Annotated in this window: 19 protein-coding genes; 14 read left to right on the plus strand and 5 right to left on the minus strand. The window is 64.8% G+C overall.

Going from position 1 to position 22,293, the window contains the following annotated elements; genetic code table 11:
• Window positions 1–76: 76 nt before the first annotated feature.
• Genes Q7V20_RS02945 through Q7V20_RS02955 form a run of 3 tightly spaced genes read left to right on the plus strand, consistent with a single transcriptional unit; the run spans window position 77 to window position 4,707 of the window.
• The gene (locus tag Q7V20_RS02945) at window positions 77–1,321 is read left to right on the plus strand and encodes a hypothetical protein (RefSeq protein ID WP_304787008.1); all 1,245 of its coding nucleotides are present in this window, start codon (window positions 77–79) and stop codon (window positions 1,319–1,321) included.
• Window positions 1,296–2,405: an ABC transporter substrate-binding protein gene (locus tag Q7V20_RS02950; RefSeq protein ID WP_304787189.1), complete on the plus strand. Its 1,110-nt coding sequence runs from the start codon at window positions 1,296–1,298 to the stop codon at window positions 2,403–2,405. Before Q7V20_RS02945 ends, Q7V20_RS02950 begins: the two co-directional genes overlap by 26 nt.
• 1 nt (window position 2,406) lies before the next feature.
• Window positions 2,407–4,707 carry a response regulator gene (locus Q7V20_RS02955; protein WP_304787010.1) on the plus strand — a complete coding sequence of 767 codons (2,301 nt, stop codon included), beginning with the start codon at window positions 2,407–2,409 and terminating at the stop codon, window positions 4,705–4,707.
• Here Q7V20_RS02955 and Q7V20_RS02960 read toward each other — a convergent pair.
• On the minus strand, window positions 4,698–5,360 hold the full coding sequence (locus Q7V20_RS02960) for a hypothetical protein (RefSeq protein ID WP_304787012.1): 663 nt from the start codon (window positions 5,358–5,360) through the stop codon (window positions 4,698–4,700). The genes Q7V20_RS02955 and Q7V20_RS02960 overlap by 10 nt on opposite strands.
• A 44-nt stretch (window positions 5,361–5,404) precedes the next feature.
• On the opposite strand from Q7V20_RS02960, the gene Q7V20_RS02965 reads away from it, so the two are divergent.
• The 3 genes from Q7V20_RS02965 to Q7V20_RS02975 all read left to right on the plus strand — a co-directional run bounded on the left by Q7V20_RS02965 (window position 5,405) and on the right by Q7V20_RS02975 (window position 10,777).
• Window positions 5,405–6,070 carry a glutathione S-transferase family protein gene (locus Q7V20_RS02965; RefSeq protein ID WP_304787014.1) on the plus strand — a complete coding sequence of 222 codons (666 nt, stop codon included), beginning with the start codon at window positions 5,405–5,407 and terminating at the stop codon, window positions 6,068–6,070.
• 138 nt (window positions 6,071–6,208) lie between these two features.
• On the plus strand, window positions 6,209–8,866 hold the full coding sequence (locus Q7V20_RS02970) for a lectin (protein WP_304787016.1): 2,658 nt from the start codon (window positions 6,209–6,211) through the stop codon (window positions 8,864–8,866).
• A gap of 63 nt (window positions 8,867–8,929) precedes the next feature.
• On the plus strand, window positions 8,930–10,777 hold the full coding sequence (locus Q7V20_RS02975; RefSeq protein ID WP_304787018.1) for a secretion protein: 1,848 nt from the start codon (window positions 8,930–8,932) through the stop codon (window positions 10,775–10,777).
• Here the strand turns inward: Q7V20_RS02975 and Q7V20_RS02980 are convergent.
• Window positions 10,774–11,823, minus strand: coding sequence for a putative solute-binding protein (locus Q7V20_RS02980; protein ID WP_304787019.1), 1,050 nt, complete (start codon window positions 11,821–11,823; stop codon window positions 10,774–10,776). The two genes, Q7V20_RS02975 and Q7V20_RS02980, sit on opposite strands and share 4 nt — an antisense overlap.
• A gap of 235 nt (window positions 11,824–12,058) precedes the next feature.
• Here Q7V20_RS02980 and Q7V20_RS02985 point away from each other — a divergent pair, with 235 nt between their 5' ends.
• The 6 genes from Q7V20_RS02985 to Q7V20_RS03010 all read left to right on the plus strand — a co-directional run bounded on the left by Q7V20_RS02985 (window position 12,059) and on the right by Q7V20_RS03010 (window position 17,943).
• Window positions 12,059–12,724 carry a DUF3348 domain-containing protein gene (locus Q7V20_RS02985; RefSeq protein ID WP_304787191.1) on the plus strand — a complete coding sequence of 222 codons (666 nt, stop codon included), beginning with the start codon at window positions 12,059–12,061 and terminating at the stop codon, window positions 12,722–12,724.
• Window positions 12,721–14,880 (plus strand): DUF802 domain-containing protein, encoded by a 2,160-nt coding sequence (locus Q7V20_RS02990; RefSeq protein ID WP_304787021.1) that lies wholly within the window; start codon window positions 12,721–12,723, stop codon window positions 14,878–14,880. Before Q7V20_RS02985 ends, Q7V20_RS02990 begins: the two co-directional genes overlap by 4 nt.
• The gene (locus Q7V20_RS02995) at window positions 14,867–15,523 is read left to right on the plus strand and encodes an OmpA family protein (RefSeq protein WP_304787022.1); all 657 of its coding nucleotides are present in this window, start codon (window positions 14,867–14,869) and stop codon (window positions 15,521–15,523) included. Before Q7V20_RS02990 ends, Q7V20_RS02995 begins: the two co-directional genes overlap by 14 nt.
• The gene (locus tag Q7V20_RS03000) at window positions 15,520–16,122 is read left to right on the plus strand and encodes a DUF2894 domain-containing protein (protein ID WP_304787023.1); all 603 of its coding nucleotides are present in this window, start codon (window positions 15,520–15,522) and stop codon (window positions 16,120–16,122) included. The genes Q7V20_RS02995 and Q7V20_RS03000 overlap by 4 nt, the downstream gene beginning before the upstream one ends.
• Window positions 16,123–16,163: 41 nt before the next feature.
• Window positions 16,164–17,063: an SDR family NAD(P)-dependent oxidoreductase gene (locus tag Q7V20_RS03005; protein WP_304787025.1), complete on the plus strand. Its 900-nt coding sequence runs from the start codon at window positions 16,164–16,166 to the stop codon at window positions 17,061–17,063.
• Window positions 17,064–17,184: 121 nt separating this feature from the next.
• Complete coding sequence (locus Q7V20_RS03010) at window positions 17,185–17,943, plus strand: Crp/Fnr family transcriptional regulator (protein WP_304787027.1); 759 nt, start codon at window positions 17,185–17,187, stop codon at window positions 17,941–17,943.
• Window positions 17,944–17,949: 6 nt separating this feature from the next.
• Here the strand turns inward: Q7V20_RS03010 and Q7V20_RS03015 are convergent, their stop codons facing one another.
• A complete protein-coding gene (locus Q7V20_RS03015; RefSeq protein WP_304787029.1) occupies window positions 17,950–18,993 on the minus strand; it encodes a GlxA family transcriptional regulator in 1,044 nt (347 codons plus the stop codon).
• 135 nt (window positions 18,994–19,128) lie between these two features.
• On the opposite strand from Q7V20_RS03015, the gene Q7V20_RS03020 reads away from it, so the two are divergent.
• Together Q7V20_RS03020 and Q7V20_RS03025 are read left to right on the plus strand one after the other, a co-directional pair.
• Window positions 19,129–20,442 carry a vanadium-dependent haloperoxidase gene (locus Q7V20_RS03020; RefSeq protein ID WP_304787031.1) on the plus strand — a complete coding sequence of 438 codons (1,314 nt, stop codon included), beginning with the start codon at window positions 19,129–19,131 and terminating at the stop codon, window positions 20,440–20,442.
• A gap of 31 nt (window positions 20,443–20,473) precedes the next feature.
• On the plus strand, window positions 20,474–21,541 hold the full coding sequence (locus tag Q7V20_RS03025; RefSeq protein WP_304787033.1) for a class I SAM-dependent methyltransferase: 1,068 nt from the start codon (window positions 20,474–20,476) through the stop codon (window positions 21,539–21,541).
• A gap of 52 nt (window positions 21,542–21,593) precedes the next feature.
• Here the strand turns inward: Q7V20_RS03025 and Q7V20_RS03030 are convergent, their stop codons facing one another.
• Together Q7V20_RS03030 and Q7V20_RS03035 are read right to left on the minus strand one after the other, a co-directional pair.
• Window positions 21,594–21,947, minus strand: a complete 354-nt coding sequence (locus Q7V20_RS03030; RefSeq protein WP_304787034.1) for a hypothetical protein — start codon at window positions 21,945–21,947, stop codon at window positions 21,594–21,596.
• A 74-nt stretch (window positions 21,948–22,021) separates the two neighbouring features.
• A complete protein-coding gene (locus tag Q7V20_RS03035) occupies window positions 22,022–22,291 on the minus strand; it encodes an AraC family transcriptional regulator (RefSeq protein ID WP_304787036.1) in 270 nt (89 codons plus the stop codon).
• Window positions 22,292–22,293: the final 2 nt, after the last annotated feature.

Here is a 22,293-nt window from a genome sequence, read left to right on the forward strand (position 1 = left end):
TTGCCAAGATTTGGTCATTTGACCATGTTTGATCCGTGCGCTACATTTATTGGTCACATGACCAATAAATAAACCCATGAACGTTCTGATCATTGGCGGCTATGGCGTGGTGGGGCGGCAGATCGCCGCACTGCTGGCCCATCGGCATCCCCAACTCACGCTGACCTTGGCCGGCCGCTCGCTGCCCGCTGCGCAAGCCGCCGCCCAAGAGCTGCCCGGGGCCCAAGGTGCCTGCATCGACATCGCATCGGCCAACCCGCTGCACGGCCTGACTGCGCCCATCGATGTCATCGTCGCGGCCGTCAATGACGATGATGACCACCTGCTGCTGGCCGCGGCAGCGCGTGGCCTGCCCTTGATCGACATCACCCGCTGGACCGAGCGCGTGCAAACGGGCGCCGCGCGCTTGCTCGCGTTGCCGCAGCCGTCGGCCTTGTCGGCCCCGATCGTGTTCGCGTCGTCGTGGATGGCCGGTTTGGCCGCCACCCTGGCGCGTGAGGCGGCTTTGATGTTGGCCACGGTCGAGCGCATCGACATCGACATCCTGTACGCCCTGAAAGACCGGTCGGGGCCCAATTCGGTGGCCTACATGGACCGCCTGGCCACGCCGTTCCGGGTCATGGAAGAGGGGCGGCAGGTCTGGGCCAGCCCCTTGTCCGATCTAAGGGACGTGGCTTTTGCCGATGGCCCCACTGCCCGCACCGCGCGCTTCGACGCCCCCGACCAGTTCACGCTGCCGACGCTGACGGGCGCGCGCACCGTGGCCACCCGGATCGCCTTTGACGACCCTTTGTCATCCTGGGCGCTCAGGGCGGCCGTTCGCAGTGGGCTGTGGCGCCTGCTCTCGCGCCCCAGCCTGGCGGGTTTGCGCCATGCGCTGCTTCACAACCCGGGGCCGGGCGGGCCTCACCGCATCGAGGTGTCGGTGAGCGGCCAAGACGCCGCTGGCGGGCGGGTGCATTCGGTGCTTTCTCTGGCCGACCCGCAGGGGCAAACCCACTTGACGGCGGTGGGGGCGATGATCCAGGTGGAGCGCGTGCTGGGTTTGAACGGCCACGTGCGGGCACCGGCCGGGCTGCAAGTGGCCGAAGCCTTGACGGATGGCGCCCTGGTGCGGCAGACCTTGCAAGAGGAGGGCATCCAGCTCACCACCACGGGGCGGTGCGCATGGGCTACCATGGCCTTCCCGCTGACTTCCGAGTTGCGCGCCCCTCATGCCTCACCCCGTCAGCAAGACGCGACCACCCGAAGCACCCTGCTTGCCACAGGAGGCGCGCCGCCATTTTGTGACGACGATGTTGGGCTTGCTGGCCCTGCCTGACAGCGCCCTGGCGGCCACCGCGCCCAAGGCCCGCCCGCGCATTGCGTTTTTCACGCCCAACAGCGAAGGCAACACTTACTGGCCCCAGGTGTTTCGCATCATGGCGATCGTGGCGCAATCGCTGGGCTTTGAGTTCGTGCCCTACAGCTTTGGCGTCCAGAATCGATTCACCCGCTTGCGTGATGCCGTGCAGGCGCTGAACATGCAGCCGCGCCCGGATGCCGTGATCGCCTCGGTGGTCATCGGGCAAAGCCGGGGCATATTGGAGGCGGCGCAGTTGATGGGCATCCCGGTGTTCATCCTGGGCCCGCTTTTCCCCGCGGAGCTGCCAGCCATCGGTGGTGCGCCCCGGGTTCAGTACAAGAACTGGCCCGCGCTGTTCAACTGGGCTGAAGAGCAAAAAGGCCATGCCCTGGGCAAGGCGCTGTTGCAGGCGGCGCAGCAGCACAACGCCGTGGCGGACGATGGCCACATTCACGTCGTGGGCTTGGGGGGCGACCCCAGCTGGTTTGGCTCGGGCTTGCGACAGGCGGGCTTGCGGCGCGCGGTGGCAGAGCACCCCAAGGCGGTGTTGAAGCAAGTGGTGCCCACGCACTGGACGCAAAAGGAAGGCCAGCAGCTCACGGCCAAACTGCTCGCGCGCTTTCCGCAGGCCAGTGTGTTCTGGGCCGCGAGTGATCAACTGGGTTCCGGCGCCGCGCAGGCCCTGATCGCGGCGGGCAAAGTGCCTGGCAAGACGGCCTTCACTGGTGGCCTGGATTTGTCCGAACTGGGCCTGGACATGGTGTCCCAAGGCCGGTTCGTGGCCACGGCCGCCAGCCCCTTGCTGTCTTATGCCCAGGTGGCCATCCTGGTGTACGACTACCTCCACGGGCAGGACTTTGCGGCCGAGCTGGGCCGCGAGATCGAGTTCCCGGCCTTGGTGGCCACGCGGGACAACGCGGCGCAGCACCAGCGTTTGGGCGAGTGTGTGCAAGGCATTGATTTCAAGGCTTTTTCCAAGGCCCACAACCCCAAGCTGGCCCGCTACGATTTCTCGTTCGACGCTTTCCGAGAAGCCGCAGGCGCTTGCGCCCGAGCCTGACATGCGCGGCGGCCCCCACACCCTTTCACGGCAGTTGCTCATCCTGGTGATGGGCTACACGCTGCTGCTGTCGATCCCGATGGGCGTGGTCAATGTGTGGATCACTTACCGCCAGGAGGCCGCCCGCCAGCAGGAGCAGGTCGAGGCGGTCAGGTCCTTGTTCGGGCTGCAGTTGGCCAAAGCCGTGTGGGATTTCGACCAGGCCTCGGCGCAGCAGGTTTTGTCGAACCTGGACCGGTTTCCCGCGTTGCAGCGTGTCGAGGTGGTCTCGCCCGATCTGCGTGCCAGTTATGTCAAGAAGGGCACGCCACCCGCACCGATTGATGAAGCACAGAGCTACCCGCTGATGGCGCCTGAGGGGGACATGGAGATCGGCCGATTGCGGCTCAACCTGGATGCCGCCGCCTTGCATGATCAGGTGTGGGCGGGCGTGCTGCGCACCATCGTGGTGGTGGGCGTGGAGATGCTGCTCTTTGCCATCCTCATCTTCGCGCTCATGCGGCGCAGTGTCACCTTGCCGGTGCTGGCCTTGTCCCGGCATGTGCGCCAGATGACGCCGGATCGGCTCCAGGAGCCCGCACCGTTGCCGCGCGCCAGGGTGCCCAACGAGTTGCATGAACTCGCCGAGGGCGTGACCCGTTTGCAGTACGCTCTTCATGAGCAACTGGCGCAGCGCGATGCGATTTCACGCACGCTGGAAATGAGCGAGGCGCGCTTGAAGCTGATCGCAGACGGCACGCCCAATCAGCTGTGGACCGCGCATGCCGATGGCGCGCTGGATTACGTCAGCAAGAGCGCGCTCAATTACTCGGGCGCCGAGGCCGATCAGTTCCTGGGCAACGCCTGGACCGCGATGATCCACCCGGATGACTTGCCCCTGTGCAAGGCGCATTGGGCGGCGTGCCTGCAGGCCGGGGCGACGTACCAGATCGACTGCCGGTTGCGGCGCTTCGATGGCGCGTTTCGCTGGCATGCCCTGATGGCCGTGCCCCAGCGGGACGAGTCGGGCACCATCGTGAAATGGTTTGGCTCCAGCACCGACCTCCACGATCGCAAGGAGGCCGAGCATGCGCTGGAGCAGCAGCGTGTTCACCTCGAGCGCCTGGTGTCGGAGCGCACGGCGGCCTTGTTCACGGCCAAGGAAGCGGCTGAGGCGGCCAGCCGAGCAAAGAGCACTTTCCTGGCCAACATGAGCCACGAGATCCGCACGCCCTTGAATGCCATCGTGGGGCTGGCGCAGCTCATGCGGGGCGATGGTGTCACCGAGCCGCAGGCCCAGCGCCTGGACTCGATCCATGGGGCCAGCCACCATCTGCTGGCGGTCATCAACGACATCCTGGACTTGTCCAAGATCGAAGCGGGCCGGATGGAGCTGGAGCACCTCGACTTCTCGGTGGAGAGCCTCTTCAACGGGGTGATCTCCATCGTGGCCGAGTCGGCCCGCGACAAGGGCCTGACCTTGTCGGTCAACACGGAGGGAGTTCCCCCGTGGCTTTGCGGGGATGCGACCCGCTTGCGGCAGGCCTTGCTCAACTACGCGGGCAACGGGGTCAAGTTCACGGAGCGGGGCAGCATGGCCCTGCGTGCCAGGGTGCAGCACCGCAGTGGCGATGAGCTGGTGGTGCGTTTTGAGGTTCAGGACACGGGCATTGGCGTGGCGCCCGACAAGGTGCCCCTGCTGTTCAAGGCCTTCGAGCAGGCCGATGCCTCAACGACGCGACAGTATGGCGGCACCGGGCTGGGCCTGGCCGTGGCCCAAGGCATTGCCCAGTTGATGGGGGGTGAAGCTGGCGTGGACAGCACCGTGGGTGTGGGCAGCACCTTCTGGTTCACGGCCCGGCTGCGGCTGGGCCAGGCGGTGGGGGCGACGGCAGCGCCGGTGGAGACCTTGAGTCAGGCCAGCGAGGGGGATCAAGGGCTGTTGCGGTGCGCGGGCGCCACGATCCTGGTCGTGGAGGACAACGCCCTGAACCGCGCGGTGGCGGAGGGGATGCTGCACGCGGCCGGCATGAACGTTGAACTCGCCGTGGATGGGTTGGAGGCGCTGAACCGGGCGAAGGTGCAGTCCTACGACCTCGTCTTCATGGACATGCAGATGCCCGTCATGAACGGGCTTGAATCCACCCGCGCCATCCGGGCCTTGCCGGGCTGGGCCAACATCCCCATCGTGGCGATGACGGCCAACGCGTTTGGCGAGGACCGCACCGCCTGCCTGGCTGCGGGCATGAACGATTTCCTCACCAAGCCGGTGGACATGCGGGCATTGAACGCGGTGTTGGTGAGGTGGTTGCCTCAAAGGTAAGGCAGCAGCGCCTTCGCCGCTTCGATGCGCAAGCTCAACTCGACGGTGTCGTTGTTCATGACTTCCAGCAGAAAGCTTTTGGGTGACCGCGTGGTGGAGGGCATCAGGCTTGCATCGGCGCGTGCCTCGGGTGCAGGGGCAGACACAGGGCCGAGCCGTTCCAGGGCCCTTTGAAAATCAGCGCGCTTGATGCTGTCCAGGCGGCACAGCAAATCGGCCTGGCCATCCGGGCTGGGTGGGATGTCGAGCCACGGGGTCTCGGCAAACACCGGGGCCAGGTCCGGTGCCACGAAGGCCGACCAGTTGCCTGTGGGCGTCTGCAAGGCCGGCACCATGGGGGGCTGTGTCGTCAGGCTGATGCGGTCTGCCGCGATGCCGGGCAGGTAGCGCACGCGCAGCGCTTCAAGGAACGCCATGGCCTGGGCAGTGGGCCTGGGTTCGGCGAGCGAGAACCAGACCTGGTAGCCATCCACGCCGGAGACCGCGATGGCGGGGGCGGGCCAACCCAAGTCGGCCTGAACGCCTTGCCACACCTTTGAGATGGCCTCCCAGTCGGCTGGCTGGCCCAGCGCCAGAACCATGCACCGCGTTTGATCATGGGCGCCACCATCCAGGTGGTAGAGGCGTTGCAATTCGGCTTGCAGTCTGTTCATGGCGGGCTCGGGAATAGGAGGCCGGTCAAGCATACTGGATGACCATGATCACACTCCACCACTGCGTCAGCGCCCGTTCATTCCGCCCCTTGTGGATGCTGGAGGAATTGGGCGTGCCCTACGAACTGAAGATGCTGCCCTTTCCGCCGCGCGTTCATGACGTGGCCTACCTGGAGCTCAACCCGCTGGGCACGGTGCCAACCTTGTTCGACGATGGTGTGCGCATGACCGAATCGGCGGCCATCTGCCAGTACCTCGCGGCGCGCCACCCAGCCGCGCGCATGGACGTGGCGGTGGATGAGCCTGCTTATGCGGCCTACCTCAACTTCCTGCATTTTGGCGAGGCCACGCTGACCTTCCCGCAGACCTTGATCCTGAGATACGCGCACTTTGAATCACCCGAGCGCCGCCAGCCGCAGGTGGCCGAGGACTACGCCAAGTGGTTCCTGGCCCGGCTGCGCACGCTGGAGCCCTTGCTGGCGCAAGAGGCGTTTGTGTGCGCGGGCCGCTTCACGGCGGCCGATGTGTCGGTGGGCTATGCGCTGTTGCTGGCCAGCCACCTGGGGTTGGCCGAGCGCTTCAAGCCCGCCGTGCAAAGTTACTGGCAGCGTTTGCAGCAACGCCCGGGGTACTTGCGCGCGTTGGAGGCGCAGCATGCTGCCGCCATGGCGCAAGGCGTTTCAACGGTGCCCGCGCCCGACATCCGCTGAGGCCTGAGGGGGCTGGAAAGCGGTGCTTTTCGCATGCTTATCCAGGCTGGGTGTGAAGAGCTGACATGCCATCCTTGACGTGCTCTTTCACACTTCAGGGACACCATGTTCAGACCAGCAACACCCCATCTGAGCCCCATGCAAAAGACCCTGCTCAAGGGTGTCTTTCTTCTGCTGGGTGCGCAGGCGCTGTCTTTTCCGGCGCATGCCCAAGGCATGCCCGAGATCACACCCAGCCTGAAGAAGATGCTTGGTGGCCTGCCCATCGCAGGCCTCAAGGACGATGTGCAAGGCATGGTGGGCGCCCTCAAGCAGACCAGTTGCGGTGGTGGCCTGACAGGCTGCTACGCCACGCAGTCGGGCCCGATTCAGCTGTACTTCTTCACCAGCAAGCAGGCGCAACAGACCTTCCTGCTGGTGATCGACAAGAAGATGACGATGCCGCCGCTGCTCAAGGACAACGTGCAGAAGGCCATGGGGGGCACCTCGCTGGCCTCGCCCATCATCTCGATCTCGACGACGGACTACGCGCTCGACGTTGCCAAGATGCCGCCCGCCCTGCAGAAAGTGGTGCGCGACAGCTACTTCAATGTCGGCTCGTTGGAGTTTTCCAGCGGCGTTCAACTGGCCGCCCGGGCCAACCTGGGTGGGGCCATCAGACTGGCCATGGAAAGCCTGGGCGTGCGTGCCGATCAACTGACCATGCGCGCAGCAGTGGTGATGCCCATCCCGACCGACCTGGCCGGTGGTGCCGGCACAGGTGCTGGCCTGGCCGATGCCGTGAGCCATGGCGACACCATGAAGCAGGCCGGGGCCAAGGCGGCCATGCCCGAGGCCTTCGTGGAGTTTCAGTTCGCCCCGAATGCCAAGTTGCCGCTGACCATGCCGGCGATGAACCTGACGGACGCCACCTTCTTCCTCAACAACGTGCTGACCTTTGGCTACAAGGGCAACGCGGCATACAAGGGCCTGAGTGACAAGAAGATCCTTGTGCAGTTCCAGACCCCGCTTGATCCGGCGGGCGCCATGGACCTGCTGGACTTCCAGTTCCGCATGGCCACGCCTGCCAGCTTCACCATGGAAGACTCCGCCAGGGTGATGGTGGCCATGGCCACCCCCGATGTGCGCCTGGCCAAATACGGCGGCGGTTTCATCCGCAACATCGAGTCGTACAAGGATGTTCTGCTGAGCGTGACCAAGGCCTTGTCGGTGTTCCAGTTCAAGAACCCGCACCCGGTGGAGTACCGCTTCGGCGACAGTAAAAAGCCTTGGCCGGATGACCCCAAGTACTTCAACATCGTGGTGCTGGGGCCCTTGGCCGACGATGGCCCGATGATGAAGCTTGCGGGCGACACCGTCATCCTGGGGCAGAAGATGGGCTGGCTGGACGCGTCCGCCGGGCGCTCTGGCCTGCATGGCGTGGCGGGTGAGGCCATCACCATCAAGCTGGGGCCGCTGGGCAAGACCCGCATCAAGTTCGAGGCCAAAGCCGACGTTGACAAGGGCAGCCAGGACATCAGCCTGAAGGGCAACTTCATGGGCCAGGCCGTCAATGTGATCATGAGCGGCAGCACGCTGACCATCGATGTGCCGCCCAGTTGCGCGAACCCCTTCGAGATCAAGACCAAGGTGTCGATCCAGGCCAGCACCAACATCGCTGAGGTGTTTGAAGGCCAGGGCGGTGCCAATGTCGACCCCACCAAGATCGGTGGTTGCGTTGGCAAGCAACTGGAAGCGGCGTTGAACAAGATCGCGGGCGAGTACAAGTCGCTGGGCGGCTACACCGCCGGCCAGGCCAACCAGGCCTTGAAGCAGATGACCGGCTTTGGCAGCAAGTCGTATGAGCAGGCCAAGGACAAGGCCCGTGATGTGGCCAACAAGACGAGCAATGGCGCCACCCAGGCCTTCAACGACGCGGGCAACGCTTTCAAGCGCATTGGCAAGAAAAAGAAGCACAAGAAGGGGCCGGACCCGAAGTTCGCCGGTTCGGTGTTCGATTGGGACTACTACTACGACAACAACCCCGACCTGGCGGACGCCAAGGTTGACCTGGCCCAGCACTGGCGGGACTACGGTTTCAAGGAGGGCCGCCAGGGCAGCCCCGAGTTCAGCGCCAAGTACTACTGGTCGCGGTACACGGATGTCCAGAAACTGTGCCCCAACCGCGATCTGCAGTGCGCCCTTCAGCATTGGCTGGACTACGGCTTGTACGACGGCCGCCAGGGCAGTGCCAATTTCAGCATCGCAAGCTACCTGAACCGTTACGCCGATCTTCGGAAGGCTTTCGGCCAGTACAACTACGATGACGCCTTCGACCACTGGTTCAACAGTGGCGAAGATGAGGGCCGCAAGGGCCACCCGGACTCCGCCTTCAACGGGCCGGTGTCGGGGCCGACCCGTGCGGGCGGCGGCGGTGGCGGCGCCTGGAGCGATGCCGACTTCTGCGATGGGCGATACGTGACGGGCTTTCGGGTGAACAACGGCAAGACGGTGGACCGCCTGCAGTTTCGTTATCCCAATGGCTGGGCCCCGCCCCAAGGCGGCAACAACGGCTTCAACGCCGACGTCACCTTGCCCAGCGGTGACTACATCGTGCAGGTCAACTACCGCAGCGGCAGCCGCCTCGACAGCGTTGCTTTCGTCTCCAACCGGGGCAAGACGTATGGCCCCTATGGCGGCGGCGGTGGCAGCCCTGGCACGTACACGGTCACGTCTGGCGAGAAACTGGGGTGCATGTCGGGCCGCGCTGGCAAGTCCATCGATCAGCTCATCTTCTCTTCGACAGGGCCGCGCTGAATCATGAACCACATCCATCGACTTGGCCCAGTGGCCGCAGCATGGGCGCTCACGCTTTGCCTCATGTCCCCGGCCTGGGCCGGTGAAGAGCCTTCCAGGTCCTTCGCAGACGTGGTCAAGGGCTTGGCCCTGGTGCCGGCTGGTGCGGCGGATTCAGAGATGCTGGCCAAGGCTTCGGCGGCGGTGGCGTTCATCCGCAAGATGGAGCTGCCCGAGGCCCACCAGGCCATCAACGAGGCCTTGCAGCTGGATGCGCGCAACGCCCACCTGCATTTCCTGAATGGCTTCATCTACCACCTGCAGGCCAAGCAAGGCGACACGCAGAAGGCCGAGATCGCCATCGAGGGCTACCAGCAGGCCTTGCGCATCGATCCCGGCAACTGGATCGCGCAGGAGTTCCTGGGCCTGGCCTACATGGACCTGAAACAGTTCGACCGGGCCAAGGCTCAGTTCGCGGGGGTGCTGATGTTGACGCCCGAGAGCACCGTCTCGCTTCAGGGCTTGATGGTGTCCTCGTACCTCACAGGTGATGCCAGCACGGCGTGCGCCATGGCCGACCAGTTCAGGAAGGTCTCTGTCAAACCGCACCTGGGCTTTGTGCGCTCCAGCATCCCGGTCTATGCCTCTTGTGGCAACTTCGAGCAGGCCGATCGGATGCTGACTGGGCTGGGCGCCGGGGGCGCGGACACTGAACGCGTGGACAAGCGACTGGCCCAATGGAAATCCTTCTACCAGCGGCAGGCGCCAGCGGGTGCGGTTTTCGTCAAGGCCAGTGCCTTGTCGCCCGAACGCTTCGCCCAAGCCTTCACCTTGCCGAACCTGGGCAGCCGACCTTCAGCCCGGCCGCCAACCGAATCTGCCGAGACCCCGGCACCGGTGGAATCGGCAGCGGCCGCTCCATCGGCCTCCCCCGTGGTGCCCCGCGCCGACGCTGGCAGTGAGGGCCCGCGCATGGTCCTGATCGACGTGGTGCTGCTGTCCACGCAGGAGCTGGTGTCGACCTCCAAGGGCGTCAATCTGCTGAGCGCTTTGACCTTGCAGCTGGGCGCTGCCAACAACGTGCCTGGCTACTCGTGGTCGAACAATTCGTCAAGCACCAACGGTGGGCCCAGCACCACGAGCACCGCCATCACGCGGGCGGTCACCATCCCGGCCTTGTCGTATTCACTGAACATCGCCAATGCCAACAGCTCTGTCAACGAGGTGCTGGCGCGGCCCACGCTGGCGGCGATCGAGGGCTTGCCGTCCGAGTTCTTCTCGGGCACGAACCTGAGTGCCGGTGTGGTTTCGACCAGCACGCAGGGTGGCACCACCATCGTGCCGCTGGACAAGCGCTTCGGCATCAAGCTGGCGGTCACGCCCGTGTTCTTGCCTCAGGGGCAGGTGCAGCTCAAGGTGGAGGCGCAACGCACCTCGCTGAACGCCAGCGCCGAGAACTCACGCGTGGCCTACCAGATCGAGATCGGCGAGACCACGGCCAACGCCAATGTTGTCATGAAGCTGGGCGACACCCTGGTGTTGAGTGGCCTGAGCGAGAAGACATCGTCCAGCACCCGCGATGGCGTGCCGGGCTTGCAAGATGTGCCGGGCCTGCAGTACCTGTTCTCCAACAAGAAGACCAACGACATCCAGCGCTCGGTGCTGATCCTGGTGACCCCGAGGTCACCGGTGCAGATTGCCGAAGCGGACCCGGTACAGGGCGGCAGCATGCTGGATGCCATGAAGGCCCTGCGAGAGCGGTTCGGGCTGGCGGCCAGCATCCCCGCCAACGTCGAGGCGGTCATGAACCAGATGAAGCCGAATGACTTCTTTCGGGAGTTTCGCCAGGGTGATGTGTCGATGGAGCGCTGGGACCGCATGCGCACCACGGGCGAGCGCTTGCAGGAAGCCCTGGGCTTTTTGTACTACTAGCGCCACTCTTCTTCCGACTTCGTGCTGCATTCCGGATCAGCCGGGTTCACATTGCAGCGCACCCGCTTGATGACCTTGAGCCCGCGTTTGTCGTAAACACCCTGCTGCGCGATGTCGATGCGCGACTCGCGCAACATCAGCGAGTACTTGTAGGCGTTCTCGGGTGACAGATCCAACCAGGTGGTGGGCGGGATGCTGTTGTCGGCCTGCTTGATGAACTGCAGCGCGCGGTCGAACTGGCTCAACCAATACGTGCGGGATGGCTCGCCCATGCCTTCCGGAAAGCGCGTCCGGTTGAAGATCATCTGGTAGGTGAGGATCATGATCGGGAAGCGCACGACAGACCCGCTGTCGCCAATGCCCCGGTACAACTCCAGCGGCTTGTAGGCGATGGAGGGCGCGGCCACCATGTCGAGCAGGCCGTTGTTGAACTTGTTGGCAAAGGTGGTGATGTCGGCCGACACGGGGATCGCGCCGATGCGCTTGATCATCATGGCTTGCGCCTTGTCGTGGTCAAAGGCGGCGATGCGTTTACCGGCCAGGGCCTCGATGGTGTTGATGCGCCGGTCGTGGACCATCGGGTAAGCCGCACCCAGCGGCATGATGCCGCCAACCTCGTTGTTGCCTTCCACCATCAGGGCCTTGGCCGATGGGGAGGCGTAGGTCTGGATCAGCTTGCGAACCACTTCGTAGCTGCCTGGCATGTCGATCTTGCCGTCGCGGACGATGGTGGTGGATCCGAGCGTGTCAATGGCGCCCGAGGTGCGGTTGAACTGGCGGGCACGAAAGGCGGTGGTGACGACCGCATCGCATTGGCCCGAACGGTAGTCCTCGGCGGCCTGGCGTTCGTCGGTGTAGCCCTTGAGTGTGATGTTGGCGCCGAATTTCTGCATGGCCAGCACGTAGTCCTTGGTCATGCTGAACAGGTCGCCCGAGGCGCCCAGCATGTCGTAGACGCAAACTTTTTGAGAGGGGGCGGCCTGGGCGCTCAGGCTGGCCAGGGTCATCGCCAAGGCGGCCAGACTGCTTCGGGTCAATGGGTTCACGCGGGGATCTCCTGTTTTGGGTGCAACCTTGGATACTCGCCAAATCAGGGCCTGCACACAAGCTGATGCACCCGGTGTGAAGCTTGTATAGCGCGCAAATGTTCGTGAAATCGCCCCTTGTTGCCATTGGTTTCGGGGTTGAAAGGCGCCGTGAGCCGCTGGTGAGGCCCTGTTCTGCGGATCGTGTCTAATCCTCCCCTGGCCACGGGCATTGAGCAGCGTGGCAGACAGAAGAATGCATTTGCGCCGGAATTTCAGCAGTTCAAGACTCGTTCGCTTGCTCAGTGAGGCCGCCTCGGTGGACGTGGACGCGTCCCGCCAGGACGTGGCCGAGAAACTGGGCCTGTGGCTGGGCACGCTCGACACCCTTCAACTTCATGCCGCTCACCAGTCGATCAAAGCGTTTGCCGAAGAGACGCCCTCGGGCGCGCGGGCCACGGCCCATCACCCCCTGGAAGAGGATGTCCAGCGGGTGCGCTCGGCCATGGTGCAGGCCATCACGGCGAACGGTTCAACCAAGGCCATCGAGGCGGACGCCGGTTACGCGCCCTTTCGCCAGCGTTACCTTGAACAACAACGCCACATTGAATCCAAGATTGCTTCATTGAGATCCCACGTCCGGCAAGTCCTTTCCCGGGCCTCACCCCGGCTCAAGCAGCTGGCCTACCTGGACACCGTGATGGACCAGGTGATCGGTGCGCGCGAGCAAAGGCTGATGTCCACGGTGCCCGTGCTGCTTGAAAAGCGTTTCGAGCAATTGCGCCGGGCCCAGGCGGACGGTTGGCAAGGCACCTTCTGCCAGGAGTGGCAAGAGGTGTTGCTGGCCGAGATGAACGTGCGCCTGCAGCCGGTGGTGGGATTGATGGAAGCATTCAGCAACGAGGTCACAAAGTCACCATGAACAGGATTGTTTTTGCAGCCACCTTCGCCATTGGCCTGATGGTCGTCGGCTGGGTTGGTGTGGGGTTCATCGGATCGAGCCCCTTGGCCTTGCTGATGACGGTGCTGATCGCGGCGGTTTACTTGCTGGGCGCGTTCGAGCTCCAGCAGTTTCGCTCGGCCACGTCGTCCTTGGCCGCCGCGTTGACCAGCATCCCGCAGCCCTTGTCCGACCTGCGTGGCTGGTTGGCTGGCGTGCATTCTTCCTTGCAAAACGCCGTGCGTTTGCGCATCGAGGGTGAGCGCGTGGCCTTGCCGGGCCCCGCCTTGACGCCTTACCTGGTGGGCCTGTTGGTGATGCTGGGCATGCTCGGCACCTTCCTGGGCATGGTGGTGACCTTCAAGGGCGCCGTGTTCGCGCTGGAAGGCTCGACCGACCTGCAGGCCATCCGCTCGGCGCTGGCGGCGCCCATCAAGGGCTTGGGCTTGTCGTTCGGCACCTCGGTGGCGGGCGTGGCGGCATCAAGCATGTTGGGCCTGATCTCGGCCATCAGCCGCCGCGAGCGGCTGGACGTGGCGCGGCAGCTTGACGCGCGCATCGCCACTGAGCTGCGGCCCTTCTCACGCGCCCACCAGCGCGAGGAAAGCTTCAAGGCCCTGCAAGTGCAGGCGCACGCCTTGCCCGAGGTGGTCAACCAGTTGCAGGCCATGATGGATGGCCTGGAGCGCCGCCATCAACAGTTGAGTGAGCAGTTGCTGGGCCAGCAGGCGCAGTTCCACCGCGACGTGACCGCGGCCTACACGGGCTTGGCGGGCGAGGTGGGGGCATCGCTGAAAGACAGCCTGGTCAGCAGCGCGAAAATGGCGGGCGAGACCATCAAGCCGGTGGTCGAGGCCGCGATGTCGGAAATCGCGCTGGAATCAACCCGCGCGCACCAGCGCCAGGTGGACGCAGCGCAAACGCAGTTGAATGGCCTGTCGGACCAGTTCAGCGCCACGGCCCGCACCGTGGCCGATGGTTGGGCCGCCGCCTTGCAGACCCACGCGCGCACCAGCGAAAGCCTGGTCGATGGACTGGACCGTTCGCTGACGGTCTTCACGCAGACCTTCGAGCAGCGCTCGGGGGCGCTGTTGGCCACGGTCAACGAGGCCGCGGCCCAGTCGCAAGCCAAGCTGGCTTTGGCCGATGACCAGCGCCTGCAAGCCTGGACGGGCGCGCTGGAAACCATGGCCGCCAAGCTGCAGGGCGAATGGCAGCAGGTGGGCGCGCAAACGCTGGCCCAGCAGAACGCCGTCTGCCTGACGCTGGAGACCACCGCCCGCGAGATCACCGAGCGCACCAGTTTGCAGGCCGGCCAGACCCTGGATGATGTGGCGCGCTTGTTGAACCAGTCCGAAGAGTTGATCCGCTCGCGCATCGAATCTGAAGCGCAATGGATGCAGCACCACCGCGAGCGCATGGACCAACTGGCCAGCGTGTGGCGCACGGAGTTGGGCGCGTTGCGGGATGACGAGGCTGCGCGTGGCAATGCGGCGGTTGAGCGTTTGGGCGAGTTGCAAACCGCGATGACCAGCCATTTGGCGACTTTGGGCACGGCCCTGGAAGCACCGATGACCCGCCTGATGCAGACGGCGTCCGAGGTGCCTCAAGCTGCCGCCCAGGTGATCGCGCAGCTGCGCCAGGAGATGGCCCAGCTCACCGAGCAAGGCAATGTGGCGCTGCAAGAGCGCAATGGCCTGGTCGAGAAAATCACCACCTTGCTGCAGGGCCTGAACCAGGCCTCTGGCGAACAGCGCGAGGCCATCGAATCTTTGGTGACTTCGGCCACCCAGGTGCTGGACCAGGCGAGCAGCCAGTTCGCGCAAGCGCTGCAGGCGCAAGCGGGCCAATCGGCCGATGTGGCCGCGCACCTCACCGGCAGCGCGGTCGAGCTGTCCAGCCTGGGCGAATCCTTTGGCCACGGCGTGCAGTTGTTCAGTGCCAGCAACGACAAGCTGCTGGACAGCCTGGCGCGCATCGAAGGCTCGATCAAGCAGTCCACCGCGCGCAGCGATGAGCAACTGGCTTACTACGTGGCGCAAGCGCGCGAGGTCATCGACCTGAGCATCTCGTCGCAACAAGGCATCGTGGAAGACCTGCGCCGACTGCACCGTGAGGCCGCCGATGTCCGAGCTTGACGAGCAGGGCAACGGCATCGAAGACACCGCTCCGGTGTGGGCTGTGTTTGGCGACCTCATGGCGGGCCTGCTGGGCGCCTTCGTGCTGATCCTGGTGGGCGTGCTGGTGGTGCAGATGGACCTGGTGGCCAACCTGCAATCGGAAGTGCAAAAGCGCCAGGTGGAAGAGAAGCGCCGCATCGCCCTGGAGAAAGCCCTGGCCATCCCCTTGGCCACCGGGCGCGTCACCTTGAACAACGGGCGCATTGGCATCAGTGGCAGCGTGCTCTTCCCCGTCAACTCTGATCAGTTGCGGCCTGAGGGGCGGCAGTTGTTGAAGGGGCTGGTGCAGCCCTTGCTGGTCTACCTGGGTGAGCGCGACGAGATGCTGATGGTGAGTGGCTTCACCGATGACAAGGGCCTGCGCGAGAGCAGCAACAAGCGCTTCGCGGACAACCTGGAGTTGTCGGCCCAGCGTGCTTTGACGGTGACCCGCGCCTTGATGGCAGAGGGCATGCCGTCGTCCCGGGTGTTCGCCGCGGCCTTCGGGCCCGAGCAACCGGTGGCCTCCAATGCCGACGAAAAGGGGCGCGCCTTGAACCGGCGTGTAGAGATGGCGCCGGTGCCCAAGTCTGCCAACGTGAAGGCTGAGGCGGCCCCATGAGCCAGGTGCCTGTGCCATCGCTGCAAGCCTGGCGCCGCGAGGGCGCTGGGCGCGTTGATCCGGTGCGCTTTCATTTCCTGGAAGTGTTGTCACGGCGAGTGGACGAGGCCTCTGGTGAGTTGCGGTGCATCTTGCAAGGCAAGTTGGACCAGGCCCTGGCGGACTATGGCCAACGCATCGCGCAAGCGCCTCCAGTGGTCCGCGATGAACGGGCCCAGCCCTTGTCGTCCAGCGCACCGTTGGCCCAACTGAACCAGTACATCCAGCGCCGCACGAAGCACGTGGACGGTCCGGGAACGGAAGGGCATGATGATGGCGGTTCTGAAATCAAGAGCGCCCGCCGTTTCCGGGAAACCTGGTCCCGCATCGCGGCTGAAAAGCAGGTGAACGAGGCTTTTGGGCGCGGGCCTGAAAATGCCGGTCCGCTCAATGCGCACATGCTGGTGCTGCATTCCCTGCGCTTGATGCGTGACCTGTCGCCCCACTACCTGCAGCAGTTCATGTCGCAGGTCGATTCCTTGCTTTGGCTGGATCAGGTGAACCACAAGTACACGCTGACGGACGCCAAACCGGTGCGTCAAAACCGCGCCAAGAAATGAACACCCTCCCGCCACTTCTCAATCATGAAAGCGAGCCCCTCATGGAACTGAACTTCAACGGCCGAGTGGCCATCGTGACGGGCGCTGGTGGCGGCTTGGGCCGTCAGCACGCGCTGGCCCTGGCCGCGCGCGGGGCCAAGGTGCTGGTCAACGATCTGGGCGATAGCTCGGGCCACTCTGCGGCCGCGCAAAAAGTGGTTGAAGAGATCCAGGCCGCCGGCGGCGAGGCCATGGCCAATGGCTGCTCGGTCACCGACTTTGCCGCGGTGCAGGCGATGGTGCAGCAGGTGCAAGATGCCTGGGGCCGTGTGGACGTGTTGATCAACAACGCGGGCATCTTGCGCGACAAGTCTTTCGCCAAGCTGGACATGGACGACTTCAGGCTGGTGCTGGAGGTTCACCTCATGGGCGCGGTCCATTGCACCAAGGCCGTCTGGCCATTGATGACAGCGCAGAAGTACGGCCGCGTGGTGATGACCACCTCGTCCTCCGGCTTGTACGGCAACTTCGGTCAGGCCAACTATGGCGCCGCCAAGATGGCGCTGGTGGGTTTGATGCAGACCTTGTCCATCGAAGGCGCCAGGAACGACATCCGCGTGAACTGCCTGGCCCCGACCGCGGCCACGGCGATGACGGAAGGCCTCTTTCCCCAAGCCATGCTTGATCTGCTGAAGCCCGAGGCGGTGGTGCCAGCGATGCTGGTGCTGGCCCACGAGAGCGCGCCGAACCGCACCATCCTGGGGGCGGGGGCGGGCACGTTTGCGGCGGCGCACATCGCGATGACGCCGGGGGTGTACCTGGGCGTGGGCGGCGATGTGCCTGAGCAGTTGGCCCAGCATCTGGCGGTGCTGGGAACTTTGGATGGCGCCACGGTGCCGGGCAGTGGGGCTGATCAGGGACGGCAGGAGCTCACGCTGGCGATGGGGAGCGCGGCCACCTGATGGTGTAGCGGCGGCGCCCGCCCAAGTTTGTCTGGTTTCATGCATTCCCAGGGTTCGCCCGATGATGGCTATCCCGGTGTTCGTTGGCACTTGCGTCGGCGGTGATCCTGCGATGATTGGCATGGCATTCAACAGCAGGACCAACGTGGCCACAGCAAGCACCATCGATGTCGCAGGCATTTTGGGAAAAGACCCGTGGTTCAGGGAAGTGCCCGAGTTGCTCCAGTCGGCCGTGCTGAAAATGGGTGTGGTTCGTCGGCTGCGAACCGGGCAGCGCCTCTTCTCGCGCGGCGATGCAACCAATGGGGTGTACGCCGTGCTTGAAGGGCGGCTGGCGGCCCTGGATGTGAACGAGCAAGGCGATGAGGCCATCCAGCTTCACCTGGAGCCGGTGTCCTGGTTCGGCGAGATGGGCCTGTACGACAGGCTGCCCCGGGTTCACCACATCCGTGCGGAGCGGCCCTCTGCCGTGTTGTGGCTCAATGACCAATTGCTGCGCGCCCACCTGGAGCAGTGTCCGCAGCATTGGCATCACTTCGGCCTGTTGTTGACGCAGAAGCTGCGCCTGGCCTTGTTCATCCTGGATGGGCGCAAGCTTGATTCCAATGATCTGGTGGTGGCGCGCACGCTGCTGATGATCGCCCAGTCTTACGTGCCGCGCGGTGAAGGGCCGGTGAAACTGCGAGTCACCATCCAGCAGCAAGAGGTGGCCGACATGCTGGGCATGTCGCGGCAGACGGTGAGCCAGGCGCTGCAGCGCTTGAAGGCCGAGGGCATCTTGCAGATCGCTTACGGCAAGGTCGAGATCCTGGATGTGGCGGCTTTGCAGACCAAGGTGCACTACGAGAACTGGCTGCCGGTCATGTCAACGGGCCGTTGAGGGGCGTCATGGGCGGGCGTAGGCGGGGATGCTGAAGCGCTTGCGATAAGCCCCTGGCCCCAGCCCCGTGGTCCGCTTGAACAAGCGCCTGAAGAAGGCGGCGTCTTCATAGCCCACGCGCCAGCTGATCTCATCGACCGAAGCTTCGGTGCGTTCCAGGCGGCGCTTGGCGTCTTCGATGCGCAAGCGCTGCACATAGGCGATGGGTGCGATGCCCGTGGCGGCGGTGAAGCGCCGCTTGAAAGTGCGCTCGGCCAGCTTCGAGCGCTTGACCATTTCCTCGACCGGGTTGGCCACCGAGAAGTGCGTGCCAAGCCACTGCTGCGCGCTCTGGATTTCTGCATCGCCGTGGTCGCTGTGGCCTTCGAAGGTGATGTAGGGCGTGAGCCCATCCTGGTGCCATTGCAGCGCGAACAGGCGGGCCACCTCTTGCGCATCGGTCGCGCCCGCATAACGCGCGATGAGGTACAGCACCATGTCGTGCCAGGTCATGGACGCGCCCGAGGTGACCAGCTCTTCGCGCCGTCCGGAGATCACCAGCACCCGTTCGGGGTGCAGCGTGATGGCCGGGTTCAAGGCCGAGAAATGCCGGGCGTACGTGAAGTGCACGGTGGCATCTTTGCCATCGAACAGCCCGGTCTCGGCCAGCAGGAAGATGCCCGAGCACGCCGAGCACAGCACGGCGCCCCCCGCGTGCATGCGTTGCAGCCACTCGACCAGTTGCGGGTAGCGGCCCTGTTGCCAGCCCTCATCGCGCAGCAGCACCGAGGGCACGATCACGATGTCGGTCGATTCGATGGTGTCGATGGCGCGTTGCACCGGGATGGGCACACCGCTGGCCAGCTCGATGGGGCCCACTGCTTCGCCCACGATCTCGACATGGAAGGGCGGCCTGGCCAGGCTGCTGGGCAGGCCAATGAGCGAGGGGGCGTTCATCACGTCGTAGATGCCTGCCAGCGTGGACACCACGGCATCGGGCAAGGCCAGCAAGGCGATGTGCAGCCTGGTTTGATCGGCGGGCAAGGCCGTTGAGACGGAAGGCTTTGGCATGGCAGGTGGCTTTGTCACGTTGGCACGAACGGACCGATTTCGGGCGATTTCAGCTCTCCCGCGATGGCGGTCGGATTGCAATCATGAGCGCGCTGTTCAAGCACTCATGTTTGTTTGTCAAAGGAATCGTAAATCATGAAGACCTCTTTGAAATCACGGCGCGCCGTCGTGGCGCGTCTGTTGAGCGTGGCCGCCCTGGTGGGCATCGCCGGGACCTGCTCTGCACCAGCTTGGGCCGAGCCCCGCGACGTTCACCCGGCGCGCCATCATCATCATCACCGACCGGGCCAGGCCGTGGTCCACTGGAACGCCGTTGCCAGCGAGGCGTTCACACCCAGTCAGGGCACGAACCCGATGATGCAATCGCGCACCTTGGCGATCATGCACGCGGCCATCCACGATGCGCTGAACGCCATTGACCGCCGCTACCAGTCGTACACGCCCGGCTTGCAGGCCGCCCCGCGCGCCTCGCCCGATGCGGCGGTGGCTGCGGCAGCGCGTGAGGTGCTCGTCAACCTACTGCCCGACCAGGCTGCGATGGTGGAGACCGCTTATGGCCGCGCACTCATGGCTGTGCGTGACGGACAGTCCAAGACCGCGGGCATCACCACTGGCCAGGCCGCCGCCTGGGCGACGATGAACCGCCGACAGGGCGATGGTGCCGACACCGCAGCACAGCCGGTGTACGAGCCGGGCCATGCCCCTGGCGAATACCAGTTCACCGCGCCGTTCAACTTCGCGGCTCAGCCTGGCTGGGGGCGGGTGAAGCCCTTCGTCATCGACCTGCACCAGCACGCCACCGAAGGGCCATTGCCTTTGACCAGTGTTCAGTACGCGCAGGACCTGGCCCACATCCGGGAGATCGGGCACGAGGCCAGCACCACGCGCACCCCGGAGCAATCGGAGGTGGCCAAGTTCTGGTACGAGGATTCGCCACTGGGCTGGACCCGCATTGCCAACGCCGTCGCGCGGCAACGGGGCCTGGATGACTGGGCGGCCGCGCGGGCTTTTGCGCTGATGCACTTCGCCATGGCCGATGGCTTCATCGCGGGCTTCCATGCGAAATACCAGCACCGCTTCTGGCGCCCTGTCACGGCGATCCACCTGGCGGCCACCGATGGCAACCCACTGACGCACGCTGATGCCAGCTGGCAACCCTTCCTGGTGACGCCGCCGGTGCCTGATTACCCCTCCACGCACACCGTGCTGGGTTGGGCCGCGGCCGAGGTGCTGATCGATGTGTTTGGTGACAAGGTGCGCTACAGCGCCACCAGCTTGACGCTGCCGGGCGTGACGCGCCACTACCGAGGCTTTTCGCAGGCAGCGCAAGAGAACGGACTGTCTCGCTTGTACGCCGGCATCCACTTCCGGCATGCGGTGAAGGATGGCCGCCGCCAGGGCCGCAGCGTGGGTCAAGCCGTGGCCGAAGCGCTCGCCCCAGTGCGCTGATCAAACCTCCAACTGAACCAAGGACAACACCATGGACACCCATGTGATTGATGCGGCGAAGCTTGAAGCTCTCGCCATGCGTGCGATCGGCGATGTGGCTTCGGCCTATGCCGGTGTGATGATCAGCCTGGGCAGCAAGCTGGGCTTGTACAAGGCGATGGCGGGTGCCGGGCCGCTGCGCGCCAAAGAGCTGGCCACGCGGGCCGACTGCGCCGAACGCTATGTGCAGGAGTGGCTCAATGCCCAGGCAGCGGGCGGCTACCTCAACTACCACGCTGTCAGCGACACCTATGAGCTGTCGCCCGAGCAGGCGATGGTGCTGGCCGACGAGGACAGCCCTTGCTACATCCCACCCGCGTGGAACGTGCCCGCGTCGATGTGGTTTGACGAGGACCAGGCCTTGCAGGCCTTTCGCACCGGGCGGGGCGTGGCCTGGGGCGAGCACGATGCGCGCATGGCCTGCGGCGTGGCCGCGTTCTACCGCAACGGCTACCGTGCCAGCCTGGTCTCGCAGTGGCTGCCCGCCCTGGATGGCGTCGTGGCCAAGCTGGAGGCTGGCATCGCGGTGGCCGACGTGGGCTGCGGCCATGGCCATGCGACCTTGCTGATGGCGCAGGCCTTTCCCAACTCGCGCTTCTTTGGCTTCGACACGCACGAGGCCTCGATTGCGGAGGCGCGGCGCCACGCCGAGGCAGCGGGCCTGTCGCACCGGGTGAGTTTCTCGGTGGCACGGGCGGTGGACTATCCTGATCACCGCTATGGCCTGGTCTGCTTCTTCGACACCTTGCACGATCTGGGCGACCCGGTCGCCGCCGTGCACCACGCATCACAGGTGCTGGCACCCGGCGGCTCGGTGATGCTGGTGGAGCCTTTCGCGAGCGACCGGGCCGAGGGCAACCACGCCATGGTGGGGCAGCTGTACTACGCGGGCTCTGCCCTGATCTGCTGCGCACACGCGATATCGGAGGGCGGCAAGCTGGTGCTGGGTGCGCAGGCGGGGCCCAAGCGCCTGGCCGAGGTCTGTCGCAAGGGCGGGTTCACGCAGTTCAGGCAGGCGGCCCAGACGCCGTTCAACCTGATTTGCGAGGTTCGGCGCTGAATGTGCGGGCGCGATGGCGCCCGCCCGCGCTGCTGCAAGACTTACAAGGCGCTCACTCGGTTTGAGCCTTGATGTTGGCCTTGTCATTCTTGTAGATTTCCTTGGCCTCCTGCTTGGCGGCCTTGGCGTTCTCCTTGGCGTCACGTTTGCAGTCGCGCACGTCCTTGCTGTCCAGGCCGGCGGTCTTGCAGTCGGCGACGTCCAGGTCCTTGTTGACTTCAGCGATCTCCTTGCGGGCCTTGTATTCGGCCTTGCTCTCGGTCTTGAGATCACGCTTTCCCTGCTGCTGAGGTGTCAGCTCCGTGCGGCTGTTGGTGGGATCAACGGTGGGGTCTGCGGCCATGACCGACAGGCTCAAAACGGTCGCGGTGCCTGCGAGTATGGCTTTGAGGCTGGATGAATTCATGAGGGCTCTCCTATGAGTTGTAGCCGACGACGTCGGCCTGCCCTCAGATGGCAAATGGCGTTCCCGGTGGCGCGTCAAGGCCGCTGGCGGTGCTCGGCCCGCCAGCGGCCGGGCGTGGTGCCCACCGCCATGTTGAACACCCGCGTCAGGTGGGCCTGGTCCGCGAAGCCGCATTCCGCCGAGATGGCGGCGATGGGCAGGGGGCCTTTCAGCAACAGCTTGGCCTTGTCGATCTTGCGCACCAGCAGCCATTGGTAGGGCGTGCAGCCGGTGGACACCTTGACATCCAGCAAGGCGATGGACCGCATGTGGTTCACCTTCGACAGGCCGGTGTCGCCACGCATGG

This window comes from Aquabacterium sp. (assembly GCF_030652515.1).
Taxonomy (GTDB): domain Bacteria; phylum Pseudomonadota; class Gammaproteobacteria; order Burkholderiales; family Burkholderiaceae_C; genus Aquabacterium.

What these genes read in the sequence shown, in the direction of transcription:
- Q7V20_RS02970 (WP_304787016.1), top strand. Translation starts at nt 6,209, where the DNA reads ATGCAAAAGACCCTGCTCAAGGGTGTCTTTCTTCTGCTGGGTGCGCAG.
- Q7V20_RS02950 (WP_304787189.1), top strand. Translation starts at nt 1,296, where the DNA reads ATGTTGGGCTTGCTGGCCCTGCCTGACAGCGCCCTGGCGGCCACCGCG.
- Q7V20_RS03025 (WP_304787033.1), top strand. Translation starts at nt 20,474, where the DNA reads ATGGACACCCATGTGATTGATGCGGCGAAGCTTGAAGCTCTCGCCATG.
- Q7V20_RS02985 (WP_304787191.1), top strand. Translation starts at nt 12,059, where the DNA reads ATGCATTTGCGCCGGAATTTCAGCAGTTCAAGACTCGTTCGCTTGCTC.
- Q7V20_RS03030 (WP_304787034.1), bottom strand. Translation starts at nt 21,947, where the DNA reads ATGAATTCATCCAGCCTCAAAGCCATACTCGCAGGCACCGCGACCGTT.
- Q7V20_RS02990 (WP_304787021.1), top strand. Translation starts at nt 12,721, where the DNA reads ATGAACAGGATTGTTTTTGCAGCCACCTTCGCCATTGGCCTGATGGTC.
- Q7V20_RS03015 (WP_304787029.1), bottom strand. Translation starts at nt 18,993, where the DNA reads ATGCCAAAGCCTTCCGTCTCAACGGCCTTGCCCGCCGATCAAACCAGG.
- Q7V20_RS03005 (WP_304787025.1), top strand. Translation starts at nt 16,164, where the DNA reads ATGGAACTGAACTTCAACGGCCGAGTGGCCATCGTGACGGGCGCTGGT.
- Q7V20_RS02945 (WP_304787008.1), top strand. Translation starts at nt 77, where the DNA reads ATGAACGTTCTGATCATTGGCGGCTATGGCGTGGTGGGGCGGCAGATC.
- Q7V20_RS03000 (WP_304787023.1), top strand. Translation starts at nt 15,520, where the DNA reads ATGAGCCAGGTGCCTGTGCCATCGCTGCAAGCCTGGCGCCGCGAGGGC.
- Q7V20_RS02975 (WP_304787018.1), top strand. Translation starts at nt 8,930, where the DNA reads ATGTCCCCGGCCTGGGCCGGTGAAGAGCCTTCCAGGTCCTTCGCAGAC.
- Q7V20_RS03010 (WP_304787027.1), top strand. Translation starts at nt 17,185, where the DNA reads ATGGCATTCAACAGCAGGACCAACGTGGCCACAGCAAGCACCATCGAT.
- Q7V20_RS03020 (WP_304787031.1), top strand. Translation starts at nt 19,129, where the DNA reads ATGAAGACCTCTTTGAAATCACGGCGCGCCGTCGTGGCGCGTCTGTTG.
- Q7V20_RS02960 (WP_304787012.1), bottom strand. Translation starts at nt 5,360, where the DNA reads ATGAACAGACTGCAAGCCGAATTGCAACGCCTCTACCACCTGGATGGT.
- Q7V20_RS02965 (WP_304787014.1), top strand. Translation starts at nt 5,405, where the DNA reads ATGATCACACTCCACCACTGCGTCAGCGCCCGTTCATTCCGCCCCTTG.
- Q7V20_RS02955 (WP_304787010.1), top strand. Translation starts at nt 2,407, where the DNA reads ATGCGCGGCGGCCCCCACACCCTTTCACGGCAGTTGCTCATCCTGGTG.
- Q7V20_RS03035 (WP_304787036.1), bottom strand. Translation starts at nt 22,291, where the DNA reads ATGCGTGGCGACACCGGCCTGTCGAAGGTGAACCACATGCGGTCCATC.
- Q7V20_RS02995 (WP_304787022.1), top strand. Translation starts at nt 14,867, where the DNA reads ATGTCCGAGCTTGACGAGCAGGGCAACGGCATCGAAGACACCGCTCCG.